General features: G+C 34.5%; 17 protein-coding genes and 1 riboswitch. Of the genes, 2 read left to right on the top strand and 15 right to left on the bottom strand.

Annotated features, from left to right (window positions below; translation table 11 throughout):
• The first annotated feature begins 225 nt into the window (after window positions 1–225).
• A complete protein-coding gene (gene proC, locus Q8X41_RS02855; protein ID WP_397538754.1) occupies window positions 226–1,050 on the top strand; it encodes a pyrroline-5-carboxylate reductase in 825 nt (274 codons plus the stop codon).
• Window positions 1,051–1,105: 55 nt separating this feature from the next.
• On the opposite strand, the gene Q8X41_RS02860 is transcribed toward proC, so the two are convergent.
• From Q8X41_RS02860 to Q8X41_RS02880, 5 genes are all read right to left on the bottom strand, one after another.
• A complete protein-coding gene (locus tag Q8X41_RS02860) occupies window positions 1,106–1,444 on the bottom strand; it encodes an LPXTG cell wall anchor domain-containing protein (protein ID WP_397538755.1) in 339 nt (112 codons plus the stop codon).
• 824 nt (window positions 1,445–2,268) lie between these two features.
• Window positions 2,269–5,346 (bottom strand): SbcC/MukB-like Walker B domain-containing protein, encoded by a 3,078-nt coding sequence (locus tag Q8X41_RS02865; protein WP_397538756.1) that lies wholly within the window; start codon window positions 5,344–5,346, stop codon window positions 2,269–2,271.
• Entirely contained in the window at window positions 5,346–6,509 is a 1,164-nt protein-coding gene (locus Q8X41_RS02870) for an exonuclease SbcCD subunit D (RefSeq protein WP_397538757.1), read from the bottom strand. The genes Q8X41_RS02865 and Q8X41_RS02870 overlap by 1 nt, the downstream gene beginning before the upstream one ends.
• A gap of 136 nt (window positions 6,510–6,645) precedes the next feature.
• Window positions 6,646–7,989, bottom strand: coding sequence for a sodium-dependent transporter (locus tag Q8X41_RS02875; RefSeq protein WP_397538758.1), 1,344 nt, complete (start codon window positions 7,987–7,989; stop codon window positions 6,646–6,648).
• Between the two features lie 190 nt (window positions 7,990–8,179).
• Window positions 8,180–8,953 carry an alpha/beta hydrolase gene (locus Q8X41_RS02880; RefSeq protein WP_397538759.1) on the bottom strand — a complete coding sequence of 258 codons (774 nt, stop codon included), beginning with the start codon at window positions 8,951–8,953 and terminating at the stop codon, window positions 8,180–8,182.
• Between the two features lie 480 nt (window positions 8,954–9,433).
• Between Q8X41_RS02880 and Q8X41_RS02885 the strand changes: the two genes are divergently transcribed.
• Complete coding sequence (locus tag Q8X41_RS02885; protein WP_397538760.1) at window positions 9,434–10,228, top strand: enoyl-CoA hydratase/isomerase family protein; 795 nt, start codon at window positions 9,434–9,436, stop codon at window positions 10,226–10,228.
• 23 nt (window positions 10,229–10,251) lie between these two features.
• Here Q8X41_RS02885 and Q8X41_RS02890 read toward each other — a convergent pair whose 3' ends face one another.
• From Q8X41_RS02890 to Q8X41_RS02935, 10 genes are all read right to left on the bottom strand, one after another.
• A complete protein-coding gene (locus Q8X41_RS02890; protein WP_397538761.1) occupies window positions 10,252–11,085 on the bottom strand; it encodes a hypothetical protein in 834 nt (277 codons plus the stop codon).
• Between the two features lie 692 nt (window positions 11,086–11,777).
• On the bottom strand, window positions 11,778–13,460 hold the full coding sequence (locus Q8X41_RS02895; protein WP_397538762.1) for a methyl-accepting chemotaxis protein: 1,683 nt from the start codon (window positions 13,458–13,460) through the stop codon (window positions 11,778–11,780).
• 181 nt (window positions 13,461–13,641) lie between these two features.
• Window positions 13,642–15,324, bottom strand: coding sequence for a methyl-accepting chemotaxis protein (locus Q8X41_RS02900; RefSeq protein ID WP_397538763.1), 1,683 nt, complete (start codon window positions 15,322–15,324; stop codon window positions 13,642–13,644).
• A gap of 139 nt (window positions 15,325–15,463) precedes the next feature.
• Window positions 15,464–15,700 carry a hypothetical protein gene (locus Q8X41_RS02905; protein WP_397538764.1) on the bottom strand — a complete coding sequence of 79 codons (237 nt, stop codon included), beginning with the start codon at window positions 15,698–15,700 and terminating at the stop codon, window positions 15,464–15,466.
• On the bottom strand, window positions 15,697–16,068 hold the full coding sequence (locus Q8X41_RS02910; RefSeq protein ID WP_397538765.1) for a hypothetical protein: 372 nt from the start codon (window positions 16,066–16,068) through the stop codon (window positions 15,697–15,699). Before Q8X41_RS02910 ends, Q8X41_RS02905 begins: the two co-directional genes overlap by 4 nt.
• Before the next feature lie 544 nt (window positions 16,069–16,612).
• Complete coding sequence (gene queE, locus Q8X41_RS02915) at window positions 16,613–17,341, bottom strand: 7-carboxy-7-deazaguanine synthase QueE (protein WP_397538766.1); 729 nt, start codon at window positions 17,339–17,341, stop codon at window positions 16,613–16,615.
• Window positions 17,334–17,807, bottom strand: a complete 474-nt coding sequence (queD, locus tag Q8X41_RS02920) for a 6-carboxytetrahydropterin synthase QueD (RefSeq protein WP_397538767.1) — start codon at window positions 17,805–17,807, stop codon at window positions 17,334–17,336. Before queD ends, queE begins: the two co-directional genes overlap by 8 nt.
• Before the next feature lie 3 nt (window positions 17,808–17,810).
• Window positions 17,811–18,470, bottom strand: coding sequence for a 7-cyano-7-deazaguanine synthase QueC (gene queC / locus Q8X41_RS02925; RefSeq protein WP_397538768.1), 660 nt, complete (start codon window positions 18,468–18,470; stop codon window positions 17,811–17,813).
• 54 nt (window positions 18,471–18,524) lie between these two features.
• Window positions 18,525–18,567: riboswitch (PreQ1 riboswitch) on the bottom strand.
• A 204-nt stretch (window positions 18,568–18,771) separates the two neighbouring features.
• Window positions 18,772–20,202 carry an aldehyde dehydrogenase family protein gene (locus tag Q8X41_RS02930; protein ID WP_397538769.1) on the bottom strand — a complete coding sequence of 477 codons (1,431 nt, stop codon included), beginning with the start codon at window positions 20,200–20,202 and terminating at the stop codon, window positions 18,772–18,774.
• A gap of 95 nt (window positions 20,203–20,297) precedes the next feature.
• The gene (locus Q8X41_RS02935; protein WP_397538770.1) at window positions 20,298–21,932 is read right to left on the bottom strand and encodes an acetolactate synthase large subunit; all 1,635 of its coding nucleotides are present in this window, start codon (window positions 21,930–21,932) and stop codon (window positions 20,298–20,300) included.
• Window positions 21,933–22,010 lie beyond the last annotated feature (78 nt).

Consider the following 22,010-nt stretch of genomic DNA (forward strand, 5'->3'; position numbering starts at 1 on the left):
CGGAAAGCGGAGCTAATTCCACTTCATCCAATAACAGAAATATACTATTAATATTTGTATTACTACACTTTTTCAGTAGCCACAAAACCAGCAAGAAGAGACCCCACAAGTTAGCGGACTTGGAAGCTCGTTGGATCGCCAGCGGAAAGCGTCCTCCTGTAGCGACGAATGAATATCAACATTATTAATAAACAATGCCAATAAAAAATTTAGGAGGCGACGAAAATGAAAACAATTGTATTTGCAGGTGCTGGCTCAATGGCAGAAGCATTAATTCATGGCTGGGTCAAAGAAGGTGTTGTTTTACCCGAAAACATATACGTTATGAATAAATCCGATCAACAAAAGCTGCAAAGAATGGCTAATACCTATGGCGTACAAATTGTTTGTGAAAGTCGCGAAATTGTGAAAAAAGCTGATTGCTTAATACTAGCAATGAAACCAAAAGACATTCAGAAAGCTATGGAAGATTTAGTTCCATATCTTCAATTAAATACAGCCATTTTATCCGTAGTAGCAGGTGTTTCCATGGACACAATTGAACAAACATTAGGAAAAAGACCAATGGCACGAGTTATGCCGAATACTTCAGCAACAATTGGTATGTCTGCAAGTGGTGTCGCATTTAACAGTTCCACTACCATTTCCCTTAAAGAGGAATTTATGCACATGTTAGAAGCCATTGGGTTAGTTATAGAGGTTCAAGAAGATGAATTGCACGCAGTTACTGCCCTATCAGGTAGTGGCCCAGCTTATCTTTACTATTTAGTAGAAGCTTTCGAGCAGGCAGGGATGAAATTTGGGTTAAGTCAAAATGTAGTACGCAAGTTAGCCGTCCAAACAATTGCTGGTGCTGCTGAGATGCTAAAACAATCAAGTGAAGAACCAACGGAATTGCGACGAAAAGTAACAAGTCCTGGTGGTACAACCGAAGCAGGGATTAAAGCATTAGAAGAAAATCATTTTAAAGATACCATCTACGCATGTATCCAAAATGCAGAAGCTAAATCAAGAGAACTTGCTTCCGTAAAAAAAAATAAAAAACTGTAGATCTTCTCGATTTTCGTCAAGTGAATCTACAGCCTGAAAGTAAACCATTATTGGTTTACTTTTTTTGTTTGTCTGAAACATTATTGCGCTTAAATAATTTAGAGCGACTAGTGAAAAATGCTAACAATAAGAAGAAGCCAGCGATTGAAAAATATATGCCAGAATAATTAGCTTCAACGCCTGTTTGAGGTAATGTATTTTGTACAAATTCTGCCTTATTAGAAGATGCAGTTTCTTTTTTAGTATTCGTTGTTGTATTAGCAGATCCATTAGCTACTACAGTTGTTTTCACTTGATTATCTGTTGTTGTCGCATGTGCAACTGGCCCTTGTGATAAAACGACGTTCATTACAAAAACACTTAGAATAATCCCCAATATATATTTTTTCATCATTTTTTTACCCCTCAATTAATAAATTCAAATAGTTTAAGTGAGTCAATTTCATAAATGTTTTCTAGTTAAAAAATACGAATAGTTTCTAAATAAACAACTCAAGATTTCGGATATTATTTCATTTCCAGTATTTACTTAGTATGCCGCTCCAGATGGCGCTTTCGTGCTAAGCGATCATTGAGCTTCCTCGGAAGCTAAAGCATTGTGCTCCTGCGGTTACTCATCGCAGAAAATTCTTTATGCGGAGCAAAAAGAATTTTTGCTTCTCTGCGGGGTCTCACCTGTCTCGCTTTCCCGCAGGACTATGAATAGACCTCTCTGCATTAACATTGCACGAAGGAAATGCGAATGCATTTTCGAGGACTCGCCATCTTCCGCTTGATAGACATTGTTCTAATAGATATAGGATATAACAGTGCCCCATTTAATGTCCGTGTTTTTTATCAAATCTTTGAATTATGAAATTGATTCAAGTAGGGACTTATTATTGTCCCATCGGTACATTATATACCTATCTGGCTATTTTAACTATAAATCTTTACGACTCTTTAATAAAAATATAAAAAATAAGCCTTTATACTTAACAATTTACTGATTTGAAAATGATAATCCTAGTTTATTCATAGATATATTTAAAAAGCGAACAAAAAGCTGATATGATCGCTTTTGTTCGCCTAAATTGTGCATGAAATGAGTGAATATGACTTTATACAGAAGTCCATTTCTATTTTTTAAAATAGAACAACTACTAAAATCGCCTAAACAGTATGTTTGAATAATTCAGGATAAATAATATATATTCATTAACTTGAGGGGGTATGTCATTATTTTAGAATAAAACGTGTATGACTAAATCCTTCTTTACTTTTTTTCACTTCTAACAGAGCTGGCATAGCGTCTTTCAGTTCAGCAACATGTGAGATAATCCCAATCATTCTACCAGTATTTTGTAATTCAATTAAAGTATCGATAGCCTTATTTAATGCCTCTTCATCAAGAGTACCAAAACCTTCATCGATGAACATCGTTTCGATTTGAATATTTCCTTGGAACGATTGAATCACATCAGACATACCTAGTGCTAATGACAGTGAAGCGTTGAATTTTTCCCCACCTGAAAGTGTCTTAACATCTCGATTTTGACCAGTATATGCATCATATACATCTAATCCTAACCCGCTTTGTTTCCCTCTTGCCTCTTGTCTATCACTTCTGATCAGGCGATATTGTCCATTCGAGATTGGGTTCAATCGTTCATTGGCAGCTTGAATAATTTGTTCCAAATATTCAATTTGCAAATATCGCTCAAATGAAATTTTCAATTGATTTTGCCCACGAAGTATATCATATAAATCGATTATCTTAGAACATTTTTCTTCTAGTTCCATGATTTGTTGACTTATTTTTTTAATATCACTAGATAATTGCATAGCGTCGATTTGATGTTGTTTTGTTTGATGTAGTTGATCGCTAGCCTCAATTGACTTTTGGCGCAGTTCTTCTAAAAGACGCTCTAGCTGTAACTCATCTTTTAGCGTTTTTTCTGCGTAATCATCTGCTCCATCCTTTAGTTGTTCTATGATTGCATATTTTTGCTTTACGTAATTTGTATAATCTATTTCAAGCTGTTCTAATTCTTCTGGTTTTAGTCGCGCAGATTGATAAGCATTGCCATTTTCAAATCCAGCTGTAAATACCGCTTCTTTAAATCGATTTTGTGATTGTTGAAGCTTTTCTTCGGCTTCTACTTTACTTTGTTCGGCACTTTTAATCGAAGCTTCTAACGAAACTACTTGTCGATTAGTCACTTCTACCTGTTGTTGTGCTTGTTCATAGCGTAGTTTTAATTGATCACGATTTAATATGATTGTTTGAACTTTCGTATGAAGTACTTGAATTGTTGGTATGTCCTCAGGTATTTCTTTTTGAACACTATTATATTTCGCTTGAGCATCATAGTATTTTTCTAGATGCGCATTCTTTTCAATTTCAATTTGTTGTTGTTTTTGAGTTTGCATTTCAAATTGTTGATCTAATTGTTGTTTTTGAGTTTGTAAATTTTCAAGTTCTCTTTTTCTTTGTTTTAATTGTTCAAGTTCATTTTGAAGTTGTTTATATTGGATAAGAACTTCCTGACCGTCTTGAGGTTGCAATTTTAATTGAGTTAATTTTTCTACTAAATGACTTAATTGTTGAGTACTTGCTTGAACTCTACCGTGTAATTCATAATATTGATTTGTTGCAAGCTCTGCTTGTGATTTTAAAGTTGATAATTGCTCATCACTTATTGTTTCTCTTAGACTCACTTGCACAGAATGGTGTTCAATACTTCCACAAACAGGACATGGCTGCCCGTCAACTAGCTGTGCAGCTAAAATGCTTGCCTGATTGCTAAACCATTTCTGTTCTTCAGTACGATACTTGGTTGTAGCTTGATCATAAATACTTTTTTTCTCAACCTCTAGTTTTTGAAGTTCTTTTACTGAAATCTCTTGTTCTTCCCAATTTTGCCATGCAATTGTTTTTTCCTTTAACAAGGTTAGCTGTTCATTTTTTTCATCAAAATGCTCTAATTGTTGAGTTAAATTTTTTGTTGCTTCATTATTTTGTAATCTAATTAAATTCAGTTGATCAAGTTGTAATTTTAACTCATTGAACGTTTTCACATCTTGATCCACAACCACCTGTTGCTGTTTTAATAATTGCGTTGCTTTTGTTAAATCGTTAAATTTCTCTTCTAAGTTTTTGAGTGAAGCTATTTCAACGGTTAATTCTTCAATTTTCGGTTGTTGCAATTTTTCATTTTCAAAAATGACTACTGACTGCTCCCATTTAGCTTTTGCAGAGGTATATGATTGCTCCAAGGAGGTTAAAGCCTGTTCTTTTTCCTTTTTTAAATAGAGATTCTCATAATAACGTTCCTCTAACGGAATAATATGGCTAGCTTTTTTAGCAGCATCTATCTTCTTTCTAGTTTCTTCAAAAATAGCTGATTGCTTTTCTAATGCAACTAACTGTATTTCTTTTTCTTGATACGCACGTAAACGTTTATTAAAATCCTTTGTTTCAACAACTAAGTGATGTTGAATCTCAACTTGCGATGATATTTCTTGATAAAATTTTTCTTTTAATTGTTGTTCTTTTGAGTAGAATTCGATTTCTTCATTTAATGCATCTACTAATTGATACATATTGATATGTTCAGAAGACAAAACTTGTTGTAAAGTAGATTCACGTTTCGGTAATGAGGTTTTAACACGATCAATATGTAAGTGCTCAATAGATTTTGCACTATTTAATGCTTTTTCTGACTCATCTTTTTTACTTTTTAAACGATCTGCTAAATGGCGATAAGATTCTGTTTTAAATATTTTGCGAAGAATGGCTTCTTTATTTTCTGTTTCTGAAGTCAATAGTTTTCGAAATTCACCTTGCGGCAACATGACAATTTGTTTAAATTGTTCTTTTGATAGGCCAATTATTTCTTCAATTTTTCGATTGATTTCACCAACTTTTTGTGATTCAACAACCGGTCTTTCGCCTTCTGGTAAAACTTCTACAAGTTCAAATTTATCACCTGTAGCTGATTTGTTTCCCTTTTTTTGGTGAGGTAGCTGGCGTAAAATACGATAGGTTCTTCCTTTTATCGCGAATGTCAATTCTGCAGCTGTATGAACTTCATCAGTAGCAAAATCACTACGAATTTCTTTAATATCAGCACGATCTTCTCCACTAGCAGAACCATACAGAGCAAAACAAATTCCATCAAAAATAGTTGTTTTCCCTGCACCAGTTAATCCAGATATAACAAACAATCTATTTTCGCCTAATTCTCTAAAATCAATAGTTTCTGTATCTTTATACGGCCCAAATGCTGTAAGTTTTAGCTCTATCGGTTTCATTAACTCTTCACCTCGACTTCACGGTTTGTTAACAATTCTTCTTGCAAAACTTCATGGAAAAGTTCGATTGTTTGATCATCTGCTTCATTCCCTAAAATTTCTCGATAAAATGATTTAAACAGTGTAAGGTCGTCCATTTTTTGTCTTGATACGACTTCTTGTTGTACATTAGTAAAATCTTTTAACGTGATACGTTCAACTTGCATAGCGTTCGGATAGACAGAACGGATTTTCTCCATAGGTGAGATAATCGGTGTCGCATCTAATAGCTTTACAAATATATAATCCTCGCTTTTAGGAGATTTTAAGATTTCTTCCATTGTCATCTCTACTGATCTTAGGTCACGTCTAGGTTTTAGTTCTTTTTTTGTTATATTAATTGAACCGTCGCCAGTTAAGTCTACAATAAGGTATCCTTTTTTATGTGTTTCTTCTGAAATAGAATACTTTAAGGGTGATCCTGAGTATCTGACCTTTTCTGAATCTACAAAATGAGCTTGATGTAAATGTCCAAGTGCTGTGTAGTTAAATGGTGTAAATAGTTTTGAATCAATACATTCTGAACCACCGATTGATAAAGGGCGTTCAGCATCTGTTTTATTCTCTTCCTCTTCACCATTTTTCGTAACAAAAGCATGTCCCACTAGTACATGTCTGGCATTCGGATCTAAGGAAACAACAACATTTTCTAGAATTTTGGCCATAGCATCTTGTTGGGTTCTTACAGTGTCATCATCGAAAATATAACGGACATGTGATGGATCGGTATAAGGAATTAGATGAAAATGTACTTCGCCAAATTCATCTTGCAATACTACCGGCTTTAATTCCTTTGATAAGTTTCCAATGATATGAAGTCCTTTTGACCCCATAAATCGAGAACCAAAATGTATTCGACCAGGACTATCATGATTCCCAGCAATCGCAACGACTGGTATTCCTCGTTTGATGGCAATGGCAGATAGAACATCATCTAATAACCGAACAGCTTCCGTAGGTGGAACAGAACGATCATATAAATCGCCTGCTATTACGACAACATCGGGGTTTTCTTTATCAATATCATCTAAAAATTGCTTTAATATATATTCTTGATCTTCGGTCATTGATACACCTTGTACTAATTTACCTAAATGCCAATCAGCTGTGTGAAAAATTTTCATGTCTTCACTCCGTTCCAGTTACTATATATATTGTATTTTATCATAGAATTATTTTGGAGAACAAATGTTCCAAGATGGAAATTTACAAGAAAAAAGGACATTAAGACAAATTTCGTCTCATATGCCCTTAAATCCTTTAATATTGTAAAATAGTATAAATTAACACTACAGCTATTACAATAGGTACGATAAATACCATCAAAAATCTCCAAGCTTTATAATAGCCTATCTGAAGAGTGCTCCCTCTCAAAAACTCATCTTCCACTAATTTTTTATCCATTTTATGAATGATAAAAATAGCAATTAGTAAGTTTCCTAAGGGTAAGAGAATATTACTTACAAGATAATCTGTTGCATCAAAAATACTTTTTTTGAATATCATAAAGTCGCTTAATGTACTTGATGATAAGGCTGCAGGAATTGATGCAATAAAAACTACTAAGCCAATTCCCCATGCTATTTTACGTCTTGCGTTTGGCCATTTTTCAACAAGTGCTGCAACGATAATTTCGTATAAACTAAATGACGAAGTAAGTGTCGCGAATAAGAATAATAATAAAAAGATTGCGAAGAACACTTCACCAAATGGCAGTTTACCAAAAACAGCAGGGAGAACCATAAACAATAATGCCGGTCCTTGTTCCGGTTTAAAACCAAATGCGAAGACAGCTGGGAAAATAGCAAGTCCTGCAAGCAAGGATACGAATATATTCATAATGACTACTGATCCAGCTGAATATGGTAAACTCTCATCCTTTTTCAAATAAGAGCTATAAGTAACCATACACGAAAATCCAACTGCTAAAGCAAAAAATGATTGACCTAAAGCGTATAGCACAGAACTTGCAGTAATTTTGGAAAAATCAGGAGCTAAGAAAAATTTTACACCTTCCATAGCACCGTCAAGAGTTAACGAACGTACGACTAAAATGATAAAGAATATAAATAACAACGGCATCATGACTTTGTTTGCTTTTTCAATACCATTTTGAACACCTAAGCTTATCACTAGTACGTTAATAACAGTAAATAATAACAATCCTACTATAGTAATCCAAGGCGACCCTGTGACCATTCCAAATAATTCACTTGGATCTTGACCCGTTTGGATAACATTCCCTACAACAGCTTTCCCTGTATAAATTAAGATCCAGCCACCTACAACACTATAAAACGACAAGAGTAAAAAGCAACCTAGGACTCCTAACTTACCAATCCATGTCCATTTTGAATTTGGTGCTAAAATCTTATATGCACTAACTGCTTCACGATTTGTGCCACGTCCAATGATAAATTCCGAGATTAACATGGGCAAACCGATTAATAATGTAAAACAAACAAATAGTAAGAAGAAGGCACCTCCACCACTTTGCCCTGTTACATATGGCAATTTCCAGATGGCACCTAATCCAATCGCTGCTCCCGCGGACGACAAAATAAAACCCAGTTTTGTTGACCACTGATTGTTGTTCTTGTTCAAAAAAATACCTCCTATACTCTGCTCAGCTCGTCTCAACAATTTTACGATTGAAGAGTCTCCTGACGTTCACTATTTTATCACTAAAATCGACTTTTGAGCTCTATTATTAAATTTTCCTCACTAAAAAACCCGTTATATTCAAATATAACGGGTAGTTGTTTACTATCTGTAGGTATATGATTTGAAAATACTATGCATGAAGCTTACTTATTTTAGCTTCTTCAGACCATGGTAATTCATCTAAGAATTGTAGTGTATCTTCATATACTTTGTCACGTTCCTTACCTAACGTAATGATGTGACCTGAATTTTGGTACCAGATAATTTCTTTATCATCTGTTTCTACTGTATCATAAATAAAAGGTGCACTTTCTTGGTATAAAGAATCATCCAGTTTGCCCTGCAATACAAGTGTTGGCGCATGTATTTCTTCTATTTCATCTGAAGTATGTTGAATCATTTTTTGCACTTCATCGATTGCATTTTGTGGTAAATTCTTTAATTCTTCAAGCTCTTTTTCAATTTGTTCTTCATCTTTTCCTTCAAATTGTTTATACGCTTTTGCGTAATTATATAAGCGTTCGAAAAGACCGTCTTTTGATTTACGTTTAATAGGGGCACACATTGAAACAACGCCTTTAACAGGGAACTCTGCACCTACTTTTAAAGTAAAGACACCACCTAAAGATATACCGACAACAGCAATTTCCTCATAACCTAATTCTTTTAAATGATGATAACCTCTTGTCACATCTTCCCACCAGTATTTCGCACCGTATTTCAAAATTTCTTCGGCACTAAGACCATGACCACGATACATTGGCGCATGACATGTATATCCTTGTTTATTTAAATACTGTCCTAATTTTTTTACATCCTTTGTACTTCCAGTAAATCCATGCAACAATAATACAGCTCGACGATCTCCCTCTAATGTAAATGGTTGAGGTGCCAATAACTTCATCTTTTTGAACTCCTTTTTAATTTGAGTGCCTTTATAATTTTTCTATTAAATGTAAATAATATAACTGTCAACTAAAAACATAGACAATCTTACATTTTTACCTTTTGGGGCGCTCAATTTTGTTCACATTTAATATTACATAGAGAATAACACCTTTCTTTTATAATGTACACAGTATTATCTTATAAAAAATCATGCATTTTAGTTATGATTTCAATGCCTTAAACGCTGATTTAATAGGATTTCAGAAAATTTACAAAATAAATCATTACTTTTTACAAATGTCCAATATTTTGGTTGCATTTCACTTAATTTTTTGACTTTTTACAAATATTTCATTATTCTTTCTTCGCATTACTAAATTTTCAGTTTATTTTTACGCGTTTATTATTATTTTTAATTTTTAAATAAATTCTTTCTAGACTACAACAGTTCAATCTGTTATATAATAGAGATAAGATGAAAATTAGGGGGATAATGATGAGAGTTTCTACAACTAGACTAGAAAAAGAAGATGCCAAAATCATTTATCAAGAAACGGCAGGTTTAGCTATTATCACAATCAGTCGTCCACAAGCGAAAAATGCTCTAACTGCACATATGTGGGATGAACTTCGAATAATCGCCTTACAAGCATTAGATAATCCCAAAAATAAAGTATTGCTTATAAGAGGATATGGACAACAATTTACAGCTGGTTCTGATATTAAAGAATTCAATTCCATTTCTTTAGAGGAATCTGAGGAAGCGTTTATTCATATGGAAAAAACGATTTCTACTATTGAACATCTACCAATTCCAACAATTGCTGTTATTAATGGTCCTGCAATGGGTGCTGGATTGGAACTAGCTCTTGCCTGTGACATTCGAGTTGGATCAGATAAAGCAAAGCTTGGAATTCCAGTAGGAAAGTTAGGAATCACTTTAAATAATAAATTTGCAGCACGACTTGTTAATCTAGTTGGCCCAAGCATGACTAAAGATTTAGTTTATACAGGCCGTTTACTCAAAACAGATGAAGCCTACCGTGTTGGTATATTGAATTATATAACACAAGAAAAGGATTTGGATCGTTATGCAATTCGTCTAGGTAAACTTGTCGCATCAATGTCACCTGCTTCAGTACTAGCGGTTAAAAAATCCGTCCAAGAATGTGTTGATTCTGCACCTGTTCTTTGGAAATCTTCTACACCATTTGTGGATCCTCACGATTTTCCCGAGGGAGTACGAGCATTTGTAGAAAAAAGAACACCACAATTTAAACGTTTACCATAAGAATAAAGGAACTAGCTATTCATTTACTTATGAATAGCTGGTTCCTTATTTTTTGCATTCTGAATAGAAATTATATTTACATCGATACTATGTAATTCCAATTCAAATTCTTTTTCAAAAGCATGCAAGATGTTTCGCTGCACTTGATCGATCGGTATCTGTTCATTCAAATTAATTGGTCCACTTAATACAATGTTAATCATTGTTTTAGGTAATGGTAACAATTCAAATTGTACTTTTGTTACTTTTTCTATTAAGTCTTCTTCTTCACAAGCATGCTTGATAATCTGAACAAATTGTTGTTTTTCGACATGTCCTATTACTTGATGAAAGTCCGGCTGTACTATTGTTGTTTCGCCAATTTTTTCTTTTTTAGGTGAGAAAATTTCAACGCCCTTTTGTATGAATCGTTTAAAGAAGTTTTGCTCAACCTGCACAACAGGAATGGGCATTATATGCTTTCCTTCCGTTTTCCGTATAAATTTAGCTAATTTCATTTCAGAAGATGTTCTTAAATTTTCTATATGATATAAGTATTGAATCTCTCCAAATGCTAAGCGTTCTGCTATATTTTGAGTCATACGATCCGATGTACCGATGATTAATAGTTTATCTATTCCTTGCTCATTTATAGCATTTTGTACTTCATGTAAATGATCTTCATCTGTGAAGATCGCTCTTTTTACTGCTTTAAAAGCACTTTTTTCAAACTTTGCAGATGTACCAGCAATTTTCTTCCCTTTAACAATAAAAAGTCCGTCATCAATAATTCCATCGATTCCATGATCATGTGCAAATGAAAGAGCTGCTGTACTTTTTCCAGTGCCACTAGGTCCACTTAATGAATATATTTCCAAGATAAATCACCTACTTATTTATTTTCCAATCTGAAGTGATAATGCTTTTCTAGTTAAAAAAAAACGAATATTTTCTAAATAAACTACTCAATAATTCGGTTGATATTTCATTCCCCGTATTTACATAGTATCCCGCTCCAGATGGCGCTTTCCGCGGGCGAGCGTTGAGCCTCCTCGGAAGCTAAAACAGCGTGCTCCTGCATCGCTTCGCTAGCTTCGTCGCAGAAAATTCTTTTTGTGGGGCAAAAAGAATTTTCACTGCGGGGTCACAACTGTCTCGCTTTCCCGCAGGACTATGAATGAACCTCTCTGAATCAACACCGCACGAAGGAAATGCGAATGCATTTTCGAGGACTCGCCATCTTCCACTTCATAGACAATTTTCTAATTGATATGGCATATAACAATGGACCATTAATGGTCGTGTTTTTTATTAAATCTTTGAATTATTAAATTGATTAAATTAATAGCCATATTAGACGATTCTTGATTTTGTTGCAAATTTATTTCTAGTTAAATATGAATCAATTTCATAAATCTATTATCGGTTATTAAATACGAACATTTCAACATTTTAACTTTACCAGATTTAGATGTTCCGCTACAGACGGTGCTTTTCACGGGCTTGGCTTTTTAAAACAAAAGTAAGCCTTGAAGCACTTTCTTGCTTCAAGGCTTACTTTTTTGTGTTATTACACTTTAAACTGTTGTGTTAATTCTTGTAACTCAACTGATTGCTTACTTAATTCTTGGACAACACTATTCATTTCTTGTAAAGTGGCATTTTGTTCTTCAACAGAACCAGAGATATTATTAGTTGCTTGAGCTGATAATTGTGAATGATTTGCGATTTCTTCAACTGATGCTGTTACTTCTTCTGTTGCTGCAGAAAGTTGTTCAGAAGTAGCTGTAACATCCTCTAATCTACTTGTCATATCTTCAACAGAATTGACAATGTGACCAAATGAATCGGATGCATTTGTTATGACATATACGCCTTCCTCCACATTCTTCAAACTATTAGTAACTGATTTTGCTACGACTTCTGTATCTGTCTGAATTGTATTTGTTAACTTAACAATTTGTTCTGCTGAATTTTTAGATTGTTCAGCTAGTTTACGCACTTCATCTGCAACCACTGCAAAACCTTTTCCATGTTCACCTGCTCTTGCTGCTTCAATTGCTGCATTTAACGCCAATAAATTTGTTTGTTCCGAAATATCTGTTATTTCTTTCGTCATTACTTGTATTTCTGTTGCTTGTTTTTTTAGACGAATGATTAGTTCATTTGTTTGATTGGTAGATTCCGAAATTAATTGAACTTGTCCTTTTGCAACTTGTAGAATTTTGCCACCATTATCTGCAAGTTCAGTCGCTTGTTTTGCTTGTTTAAATAATGAATGCGAAGCCTCTGCTATTCGTTGTACCCCAGTCGATGTTTCATGCATAGCGGTAACTGCATCTTTTGCAATTTCTGCTGAATCACTTGCGCCTTGGGATGTCTCTTCAACACTATTTGATACTTCATCAGCAGCATTTGAAATTTCTTCAGTAGATGCTGAAAGTTCTTCAATTGATGCAGATAATTGACGAGACCCTTCTCCAATATGAATAATAATCGTTTGTAAATTCTTTTTCATCTCATTGAAGGATGAAGCTAATACCCCTAATTCATCTTTTGATTTTATTAGTATATCCTCTTGAATTAAATTTCCAGAAGCAATTTGTTTCGCTCCTTCTACGACTTTCAGTAATGGTTTGACAACTACTCGTTTAACTCGATTGATAAATAATAGTGCTGTAATCATTCCAACAATCGCAATGATAATTGCTACAACTTTTGCTACTTGAGCTATATGATCTACATTTTCATGTGCAGCATTTAACTCATCTTGCTGATATTTTTCGGCAGATGCAATCATACTCATCATGTCATGATTAGCTGATTCTGCACTCGTCAATTGTGATACCGCATCATCATTATTGCCTTCTTCTTTAAGCTGGACTACATTAGTGATTACTTTACTATAATTTGTCATTAAATCACTCATTATTGCTGAGTAATCTTTCATTTTTTTGGAGTCTGCATTTTTTTGAAGTTCTTCAACCGATTTAGATAACTTTTCTTGATAAACAAGTAATTTTTGTTTATTTGAAGCATTATCATCAATTATGAACCCTCTCAAATACAACCCTTCAGTTGCTAGATCAGATTTCACGTTATTGACCAAATCAATATTCTTTATGTTCGTATCGATTACGTGATTAAAAGAATCAACAACGCTGTTCATACGATTGTTATTATACCCCATTAAAATCAAGATAAAGACAAACAAAATAATAAATCCTAGACTTATTTTTCTTTGTACAGACATATACACATCCCCCATCATAGTTAATTTATCACTATTTATGTAAATGTAATATTATAATAGCATTAATTTTCAGAAAATGGTATTAGTATCATTTTACTAATTAATAGATATTCATCTGTAACAAAAAATATAATATAATGCAAAAATCCTAGTATAATAACTTTATACTAGGATTTTCATGTTATACTTTAAACTTTTGAACTAATTCATTTTGTTCAACTGCTCCATTTGTTAATGCATTTGAAACTGAAGCGATTTCTTCAATAGTTGCTGTAACTTGGTGTAAATTAGATGATATTAATTCCATTTGTTCAGTAGCGTTGCCAGTAGAAGTTGCTATTTCAGTTACAGATGCCGCCACTTGCTCTGCAGCAGCAGATATTTCTTCGGTAATTGCAGACACATCTTCAATTTCAGCTTTCATACTGTCAACTGCTTGAACAATATTTTCAAATGATTCCCCTGCATCTTGGATAAGATGCACCCCATCTTCAACAGTATCCAAATTATCTAGAATTGCTTTTTCTACATTTTTTGTATCATGCTGAATTTCAACCGTTAGTGATTCAATTTGACTTGCTGATAGTTTTGACTGCTCCGCTAATTTCCGTACTTCGTCGGCAACTACTGCAAAACCTTTTCCATGCTCTCCAGCTCTAGCTGCTTCAATTGCAGCATTTAAAGCTAGTAAATTCGTTTGTTCAGTTATATCTGTAATGACCTTTAATATATTCCCAATTTCTTCAGATTGTTTACTTAATGATTGTATTAAATCTGTAGTATTTTTTGTCGAAGAATGAATAAGCATCATTTGTTGCTCTGCATTTGAAATTTTCTCTTGACCAATATTGGCAATATCTGATGTATCACTTGCAGAACTATGTAAACTTTGAGCAGACTCTGCTATTTTTTGAACACCTGAAGCTGTTTCATCCATAGCAATTGCACTTTCTTTTGCTGCATATGTAGTAGATTCTGCGGTTTGAACTGTACTTTCAAGATTTTGTGAAACTTCGATTGATGAAGCAGAAACTTCTTGGGTTGATGCGGACAACTCTTCTGCTGATGCACTCAAGTGTTCTGAACTAATTGCTAATGAAGAAATCAATCCTTTTAACGATTCTTTCATTGTATTAAATGATTTTGCAAGCTCCCCTACTTCATCCTTTGAATGGATTTGAATTGCAGGCTCAGTTAAATCTCCTCCAGCAATAACATTAACAGATTGATTTAGTTTCGCTAAAGGTTTTGCAATAATCCGGTTCATATAAACTAAAATAAACACGCCTATCATAATCGCGATAATGATGATGATGACCGCAAGAGTGAACGCTGTATTAGCCATAGTTTCTGATTGGTTTTCAGCTTGTTTAAATAAGGTTTTTATATAATCTGATAGTTCTCGTGTATTATCTGTTGCTTTTTTTAATTCAGCAGCACCTTCTGTATTTGTAAGCTGAAATGCTTCTTTACTTTTCCCATTTTGATTTAATTCAATAATTTGATCTGCAATATGATCATAATTATCAATCTCAGTAGAAACTTGTGCTATCAAATCTTTTGTTTTTTGTCTTTTTAATTGCTTACTTAAATGATCGATTTCGTCATTTAATTCTTTTCTAGTATTCATTAATGTATCTAAAGAATCTTTATTTCCTAAAAGATAAGATCTAATTAATACACCTTTTTGTAAAGATAAATTTTCAATTTTTGTTGCAGAATTGATTTGAGGTAATCCACTATTTATTGTCGAGTAGTATTGATGATCAATCTTTGTTAGTTGACTGAAAATAACTATGCATGCAATTATGGTAATTAAAATCGATGCACTAAATCCTGCAATTAGCTTATTTCTTATAGACATATTTTCACCCCATAATAATATTTCCTAGTACTTTTTCATCGTATATTATTATTGGTTAAAAAGATATACATTTTATAAATTAACTATAGATTCGTAAAAAAATACTAAAATTTAAACAATTTCGATTATTTTGTTATTATTACGAGAAAAAACCTTTCTCATATTGTTCATAAATATATGCTTTAACAAATTGAATACAATTAGATGATAAACTACTTTTCCCCTCTTTTATCAAATCTCCATAGGGAACTCCGTCTACCATTCGAATCATTCCATCAAAAGGTTGATCATTTGATCCATCAAATCCTTGAACTTTAATAAAACATGTAATAGGTCCGTGAAAAGAATAATCTAAAATTACTACTTTATGTTTCATTTCTTTTTATTGTCCTTTGCTTCATTTGTTATTCGTTTTCGATACGAATTTAGTTGCCAAACTGTTACTAAAATGACTATCCAGAAAAATGGCTCTTTCATACTGAATCCAACAGCTGATTGTCCTCCTAAATATGGTAAGAAAATAATTAATAATACTAAGTACACCATAACAGCAACTTCTACATAAAAATGTAGCATTTTATCTTTGGAGGCTGGTGCATACACGCTAAAAATTAATAAAGCAAATCCTACAACAACCCAAGTCCACTTGGGAAGTGATTGCCATATGGGCCACTCTTTATAAAAGTCATAACACATTAATAATGTAGCACCTAAAAGCCCACTCAATAACTTCAAAACATTCACTTCAAACACTCCTTCAAAACAAGTGTAGCATAGGTAAAATGATTGAACATCATCAATAGCTACAATAGCTACAATAACGACAAAACCCACAGAAAAAATAATTTTCTGTGGGCTTATCCTAACCAGTTTTTTTCATCGAATCAGAATCAATTTCAAAATTCGAATGTTATCCTAAAAACAGGAACATAGTACATTTGATCGAACTCTTTTTTACTCTATATCTTATAACTAGAAAAGCTTTAATGAAATTGATTCATCTATTAAAATATATAATCAACTGATACCCGCTACGGATTGCTCGCTTTCCTGCGGGCGTGCGCTGAGCCGCTTCCTTCGCTACGCTTCGTGCAGGGTCTCAGCTGCCACGCTTTTCCCGCGGGAGTCGAGCAATCCTCCGCTACAATCAAAAAACAATTAGACACAAGCATCTTGAAAGGAAGATTACAGAAAAATATTCATCCTAATTTATCCTAATCAGCACGCTAGTATATCTATATCTATATCTATTTAATCGTAATGATCGACCAACCTAAAATAGGATCAATTATACCCCTCTTTTATTCCCCCAAATATACGTATGCAATTGCGGAAGCACTTTTACATTTGTCAGCTCCTGATCGGAAATGACTTTTTCAATTAGCCATTCATACTTTTGTAAAAGTTTTTTTATAAGCTTCGAATCATCAGTCGTGGTTATATCATCATTTCCAACTTGAAAATAGAAAGGTACATTTGGATAACGATGGTGTACCCGTTTCCCATACTCAAAATCTTCATCATTAAAGATAACAATCTTTAGCGACACATGTTGACCGTTCTCACTGTCATTAAGCTTCGCTAATATGTCATCGAGAATAGCGAAATTTGTTTTCATACCAGAGCTAGGTGGTTTAGGGGAAATGGTTAGTTCATCTATTTCATAAAACCATTCCTGCCATCTGCTCCCCTGTGTTTCGACACCAATTTGTATCTCTTTTTCTTTTAATAGAGATACTAAACGATCTAGGTTTTTCAATAATGCTGGGTTACCTCCCGAAATAGTCACAAAAGAAAAACCATCTCCACCAATGCGTTTCAGCTCATTCCATATTTCTTCAGCTGTCATTTGTATAATTTGATCTTTCCCACTACCATCCCATGTAAAAGCAGAATCACACCAGGAACAGGAATAATCACAACCAGCCGTACGAACAAACATTGTCTTTTGGCCAATAACCATGCCTTCACCTTGAATAGTGGGGCCGAAGATTTCTAAAACAGGAATTTTACTCAACTTCCATCCACTCCCGTCTTGCTTCAGCAAAACTTGTAGGAGTTTCGTAAAGGCGGACAAATTCTACACGAGCTCCTTCAAGGGATTGCTCCTCCAGCAAAGCTTCTGCCATTTTTTCATATATCCAAACAACCATGTTTTCAGCTGTAGTATTCATTAAAGGAAGCGTTTCATTCAAATATCGATGATCCAAATAGATTTCAATTTTTTCTTTCCAAATATTTTTTATATCACCAAAATCGATTATTAAACCACGTTCATCTGTATAACCACTTAAGCCAAATATTACTCTATATGTGTGACCATGCAGGTTTTTACACTTTCCCTCATAACAATGTAGATGATGAGCTGCATCAAAAGTAAATTCCTTACTTACAAGTACTCGTTTAGCATGGTATTTTAATTGATCTCGCTTTATATCTTCATCAATCTTTTGAAGATGATCGACAATTTTAAATCCATACATTTCTTAAGACTCCTTTCGAACACTTATGTATTCCGAAAGACCTTTCTGCCTTAACTTGCACGCAGGACATTCACCACAGCCATCTGCGATGATGCCATTATAACAGGTTAAGGTTTTTTCACGAACAAAGTCAAAAGCACCTAATTGATCTGCAAGAGCCCAAGTTTCTGCTTTGTTTAACCACATTAGTGGTGTATCAATAACAAAGGAATCATCCATTGCTAAGTTTAAAGTGACATTTAAAGATTTTATAAACATATCCCGACAATCAGGATAGCCGCTGAAATCTGTTTCACAGACACCTGTGACAATATGTTTAGCACCAATTTGTCTTGCAAGTACTCCCGCAAATGAAAGAAACAGTAAATTGCGTCCCGGCACAAAGGTCGAAGGTAGTTCCCCATCTTCTCCTTCTTTCACTTCTATATCACAACGAGTCAATGCATTTGGAGCCAATTGATTAAGAAGTGACATATCCAGAATATGATGCTTTACACCAAGTTCTTTGGCAATATTTTGCGCACATTCAATTTCTAGTCTGTGTCGTTGATCATAATCAAACGTTACTACCTCAACTTCATCAAACTTTTCGAGTGCCCAGAACAAACATGTTGTACTATCCTGACCACCACTAAACACGATAACAGCTTTTTCTTTTTTCATTTCTGCAATTACTCCTTTATTGCAAAAAAACAGCACTCTAAGAAAGAGTACTGTTTTTTCTTAGTTTTTTAAAGAGGGTAGCTAGAACCTCTTCCGCTTTACAGCAGAATATTTAATTCCATAATAATAGTATATTTATGTTATCAGTAAATCAAGGGTTAATTTTCTTTATGTTATAAAGTGAAACTTCCATCAGTGGAGACTTCTCTTCATTACGGGCCGTTTTCCCCGCCCATCCGCTCAGCTTCGCTCAATCTTGTTATGTGGGGCTTACTGTTCGTTATTGGAGGGTAAAATAAAGTTAATCCCCTGTTTTAAAGCTAATAAACTTTTGTTCCATCATCTCATTCATGGCATATTTTACCCCTTCTCTACCAACACCACTGTCTTTCCATCCACCATAAGGCATATTGTCGTTTCGATAAGTCGGAATATCATTTACAATGACTCCTCCAGTTTCAAGTCGTTCGGCTACATAAAATGCCCTTTCGATACTTGGAGTCATCACACCTGAATTTAAGCCATAACGTGAATCATTTGCATCCTTGATAGCTTCATCTAATGTAGTAAATGGGAAAATACAAACAACTGGCCCAAAGACTTCAAAACGAAATACTTTAGAATCTCGATTTACATTTGTTAAAACAGTTGGGTATAATACATTCCCTTCTACATTTCCGCCGCACTCAATTTTTGCGCCCTCTTGTACTGCTTCCTCTAACCAAGTTTTTAATCGATCTAAAGATTTTTTCGAGATAACTGCCGTGATATTTGTCTTTTCATCCAATGGTGAACCAATTACAAGTTGTTTTGTCCTACTTACAAATCGTTCTAAAAATTGTTTATACAACGATTGTTGTACATAGATTCTCTGAATCGAGATACAAACTTGACCATTGTTTGAAAAAGACCCCAAAACACTTCGGTCAATGACTTTGTCAATATCCACACCTTCATCAATTATAAAAGGAGAATTAGATCCTAGTTCAAGAGTCAATTTACGGAACCCTGCTTGTTGTTGGATTATATGACCAACTTCTACACTACCTGTAAACGTCACTTTTTTGACATGGGGATGAGTCGTTAACACTTCACTTAATACATCGCCTTTTCCAGGAATAATGTTCAAGACCCCATCCGGAAGGCCAGCCTCTTTAAAAATTTCAGCAAGAGCTAAAGCACTGAGTGGTGTTTGTTCAGCGGGTTTTAACACGATCGAATTGCCTGCAGCAATTGCTGGTCCAACCTTATGCGCCACAAGATTAAACGGGAAATTAAAAGGCGTAATAGCAGTCACTACCCCAATTGGTGTTCTTATTGTAAATCCAAAACGCTTCTCTCCACCTTCTGCTGCATCCATCGGAATTTGTTCGCCATAATTATTTTTTGCGGCTTCTGCTGCAAAACGATATGTTTGTACTGTTCGATTGATTTCTTCACGAGCATTACGTATTGTTTTAGCAGATTCCAAAGAAATAATCTTAGCATATTCTTCGCTTCGTTCTTCCATTATCGTCGCAGCTCTTGCTAATATTTTTGCTCGAGCATGTGCTGGAAAAGTTCTAAAGTTTTGAAAAGCAACATGTGCCTCTACAACTGCTTCGACGGCGTCTGCAGGTTCAGCCTGTCCGATTTGGGTTAATTCCTCATTTGTATGAGGATTAAATAATGGTTCGTATGTTTTTGCCTCTCGCCATTTTCCACCGATCCATAATTGCCATTTTTGTTTCATTTCTCAGTGTACCTCCATTTATTAAACATAAATATTAGTATGATTCGAATTATTAAGCATAAATATTAGTATGATTCGATATTCTTTACAGCACCTTACAAATTACAAATATAGTCACCAAGCATTTTAGACAGTTTGATATTCTCTGAATAATCAACATCCACATCAATTAATACAATTTCTGAACTTTTTATTGCTTCTTTTAGAGCTGGGAGTAAATCCTCTGAATGCATAACTTTTATGCCCTTTGCTCCAAAGCTTTTTGCAAACTCTATAAAATCTGGATCTTCAAATTCTATTGCATTCGATCGATTAAATTTATTGAGCTGTTTCCACTCGATTAAACCAAACTTTGAATCGTGAAAGATAACAATCACTATGGCAAGGCCAAGACGTTTGGCAGTGGCTAACTCCACACCATTCATGAGAAAACCACCATCACCGGTAATCGCAATGACTGGCTTTTTTGGATGGGCTAGCTTGGCTGCAATTGCTCCAGGTACGGCAATCCCCATTGAAGCAAAGCCGTTTGAAATGATTGTATGATTCGGTTTTTCAGGTTGATACATACGGGCAACCCATAGTTTATGGGCACCGACATCCGAAATAATAATCGCTTCTCCTTTTTCTGCCTTTTTTATATCCGCTATTATTCGCTGTGGAATAATTGGGCTTCCTTCTACTTCACCATAAGCATGCAGTTTTTCATCTAATTGTTCTTTTAAACGTTTTACCTCTGACCAAAGCTCTTTTTCTTTCACTAGCGGGCTTAATGCTTCCAATGTTTTTTTTACATCACCGACTAATTCAGCTTCAAGCGGGTAATAGGCATCGACTTCTGCAGGCATGGTATCGATATGAACAATGGGATTCATAACTTGATCATTCCAATATTTTGGTAAATACTCGACAATATCATATCCAACAGTAATAATGACATCTGCAGAATCAAAGCCGCAAAGCACATAGTCTTTTGATTGCATCCCAACTGTATATAAAGTTAGCGGATGATCAGAAGGTAAAACTCCTTTTGCCATAAATGTATTAACAACTGGTATTTGCATCGCTTCGGCAAATTTTCGAAGTTCTTCTGTAGCCCCATCTCGTATTACTCCATTACCAGCCAAAATTAGAGGTCTTTTCGCTTGATTGATCAGTTTTGCTGCCTTACGAATTTGCTCTTCAGCTGGACAAGAAATTGGCATTGGGGTAACTGGTAGTGGTTCCCCCTCTGTATCCATCATCGCTATATTTTCTGGAAGTTCAATATGAACAGCACCCGGTTTATCAAGAAGAGCAGTTTTAAATGCTTTTCGTATTATTTCTGGAATGGTTTGTGGTACTCGAATTTGCTGGTTCCATTTCGTTACTTCATTAAACATACCAATAATGTCTATATATTGATGTGATTGCTTATGAATACGTTCTAGACCTGCTTGTCCTGTAATTGCAACAACAGGTGAATAATCAAGATATGCATCTCCAATTCCAGTCAAAAGATTAGTCGCACCAGGTCCTAATGTAGCTAAGCAAACACCCGGTTTCCCAGTTAAACGACCATATACATCTGCCATGAAAGCAGCTGCTTGTTCGTGATGTACTATGATAAATTCGATATTAGATCCAATGAGCGAATCAACAAGATCTGTATTTTCTTCACCAGGAATTCCAAAAATGTACTTAACTCCTTCATTTTCTAAACAACGCACAAACAAATCCGATGCCTTCAAGTCATTTCCTCCTTCATTTAAGTTTTAAGCTAATCATTTTGTTGTTCTGACGATTTTTAATTCATTGATAGACTTAGA

The sequence above is a fragment of the Rummeliibacillus pycnus genome, from assembly GCF_044359855.1.
Taxonomy (GTDB): domain Bacteria; phylum Bacillota; class Bacilli; order Bacillales_A; family Planococcaceae; genus Rummeliibacillus; species Rummeliibacillus pycnus_A.

Coding starts and splice junctions, on each gene's coding strand:
- proC (WP_397538754.1), top strand. CDS start 226: ATGAAAACAATTGTATTTGCAGGTGCTGGCTCAATGGCAGAAGCATTA.
- Q8X41_RS02860 (WP_397538755.1), bottom strand. CDS start 1,444: ATGATGAAAAAATATATATTGGGGATTATTCTAAGTGTTTTTGTAATG.
- Q8X41_RS02865 (WP_397538756.1), bottom strand. CDS start 5,346: ATGAAACCGATAGAGCTAAAACTTACAGCATTTGGGCCGTATAAAGAT.
- Q8X41_RS02870 (WP_397538757.1), bottom strand. CDS start 6,509: ATGAAAATTTTTCACACAGCTGATTGGCATTTAGGTAAATTAGTACAA.
- Q8X41_RS02880 (WP_397538759.1), bottom strand. CDS start 8,953: ATGAAGTTATTGGCACCTCAACCATTTACATTAGAGGGAGATCGTCGA.
- Q8X41_RS02885 (WP_397538760.1), top strand. CDS start 9,434: ATGAGAGTTTCTACAACTAGACTAGAAAAAGAAGATGCCAAAATCATT.
- Q8X41_RS02895 (WP_397538762.1), bottom strand. CDS start 13,460: ATGTCTGTACAAAGAAAAATAAGTCTAGGATTTATTATTTTGTTTGTC.
- Q8X41_RS02900 (WP_397538763.1), bottom strand. CDS start 15,324: ATGTCTATAAGAAATAAGCTAATTGCAGGATTTAGTGCATCGATTTTA.
- Q8X41_RS02905 (WP_397538764.1), bottom strand. CDS start 15,700: ATGAAACATAAAGTAGTAATTTTAGATTATTCTTTTCACGGACCTATT.
- queD (WP_397538767.1), bottom strand. CDS start 17,807: ATGTATGGATTTAAAATTGTCGATCATCTTCAAAAGATTGATGAAGAT.
- queC (WP_397538768.1), bottom strand. CDS start 18,470: ATGAAAAAAGAAAAAGCTGTTATCGTGTTTAGTGGTGGTCAGGATAGT.
- Q8X41_RS02930 (WP_397538769.1), bottom strand. CDS start 20,202: ATGAAACAAAAATGGCAATTATGGATCGGTGGAAAATGGCGAGAGGCA.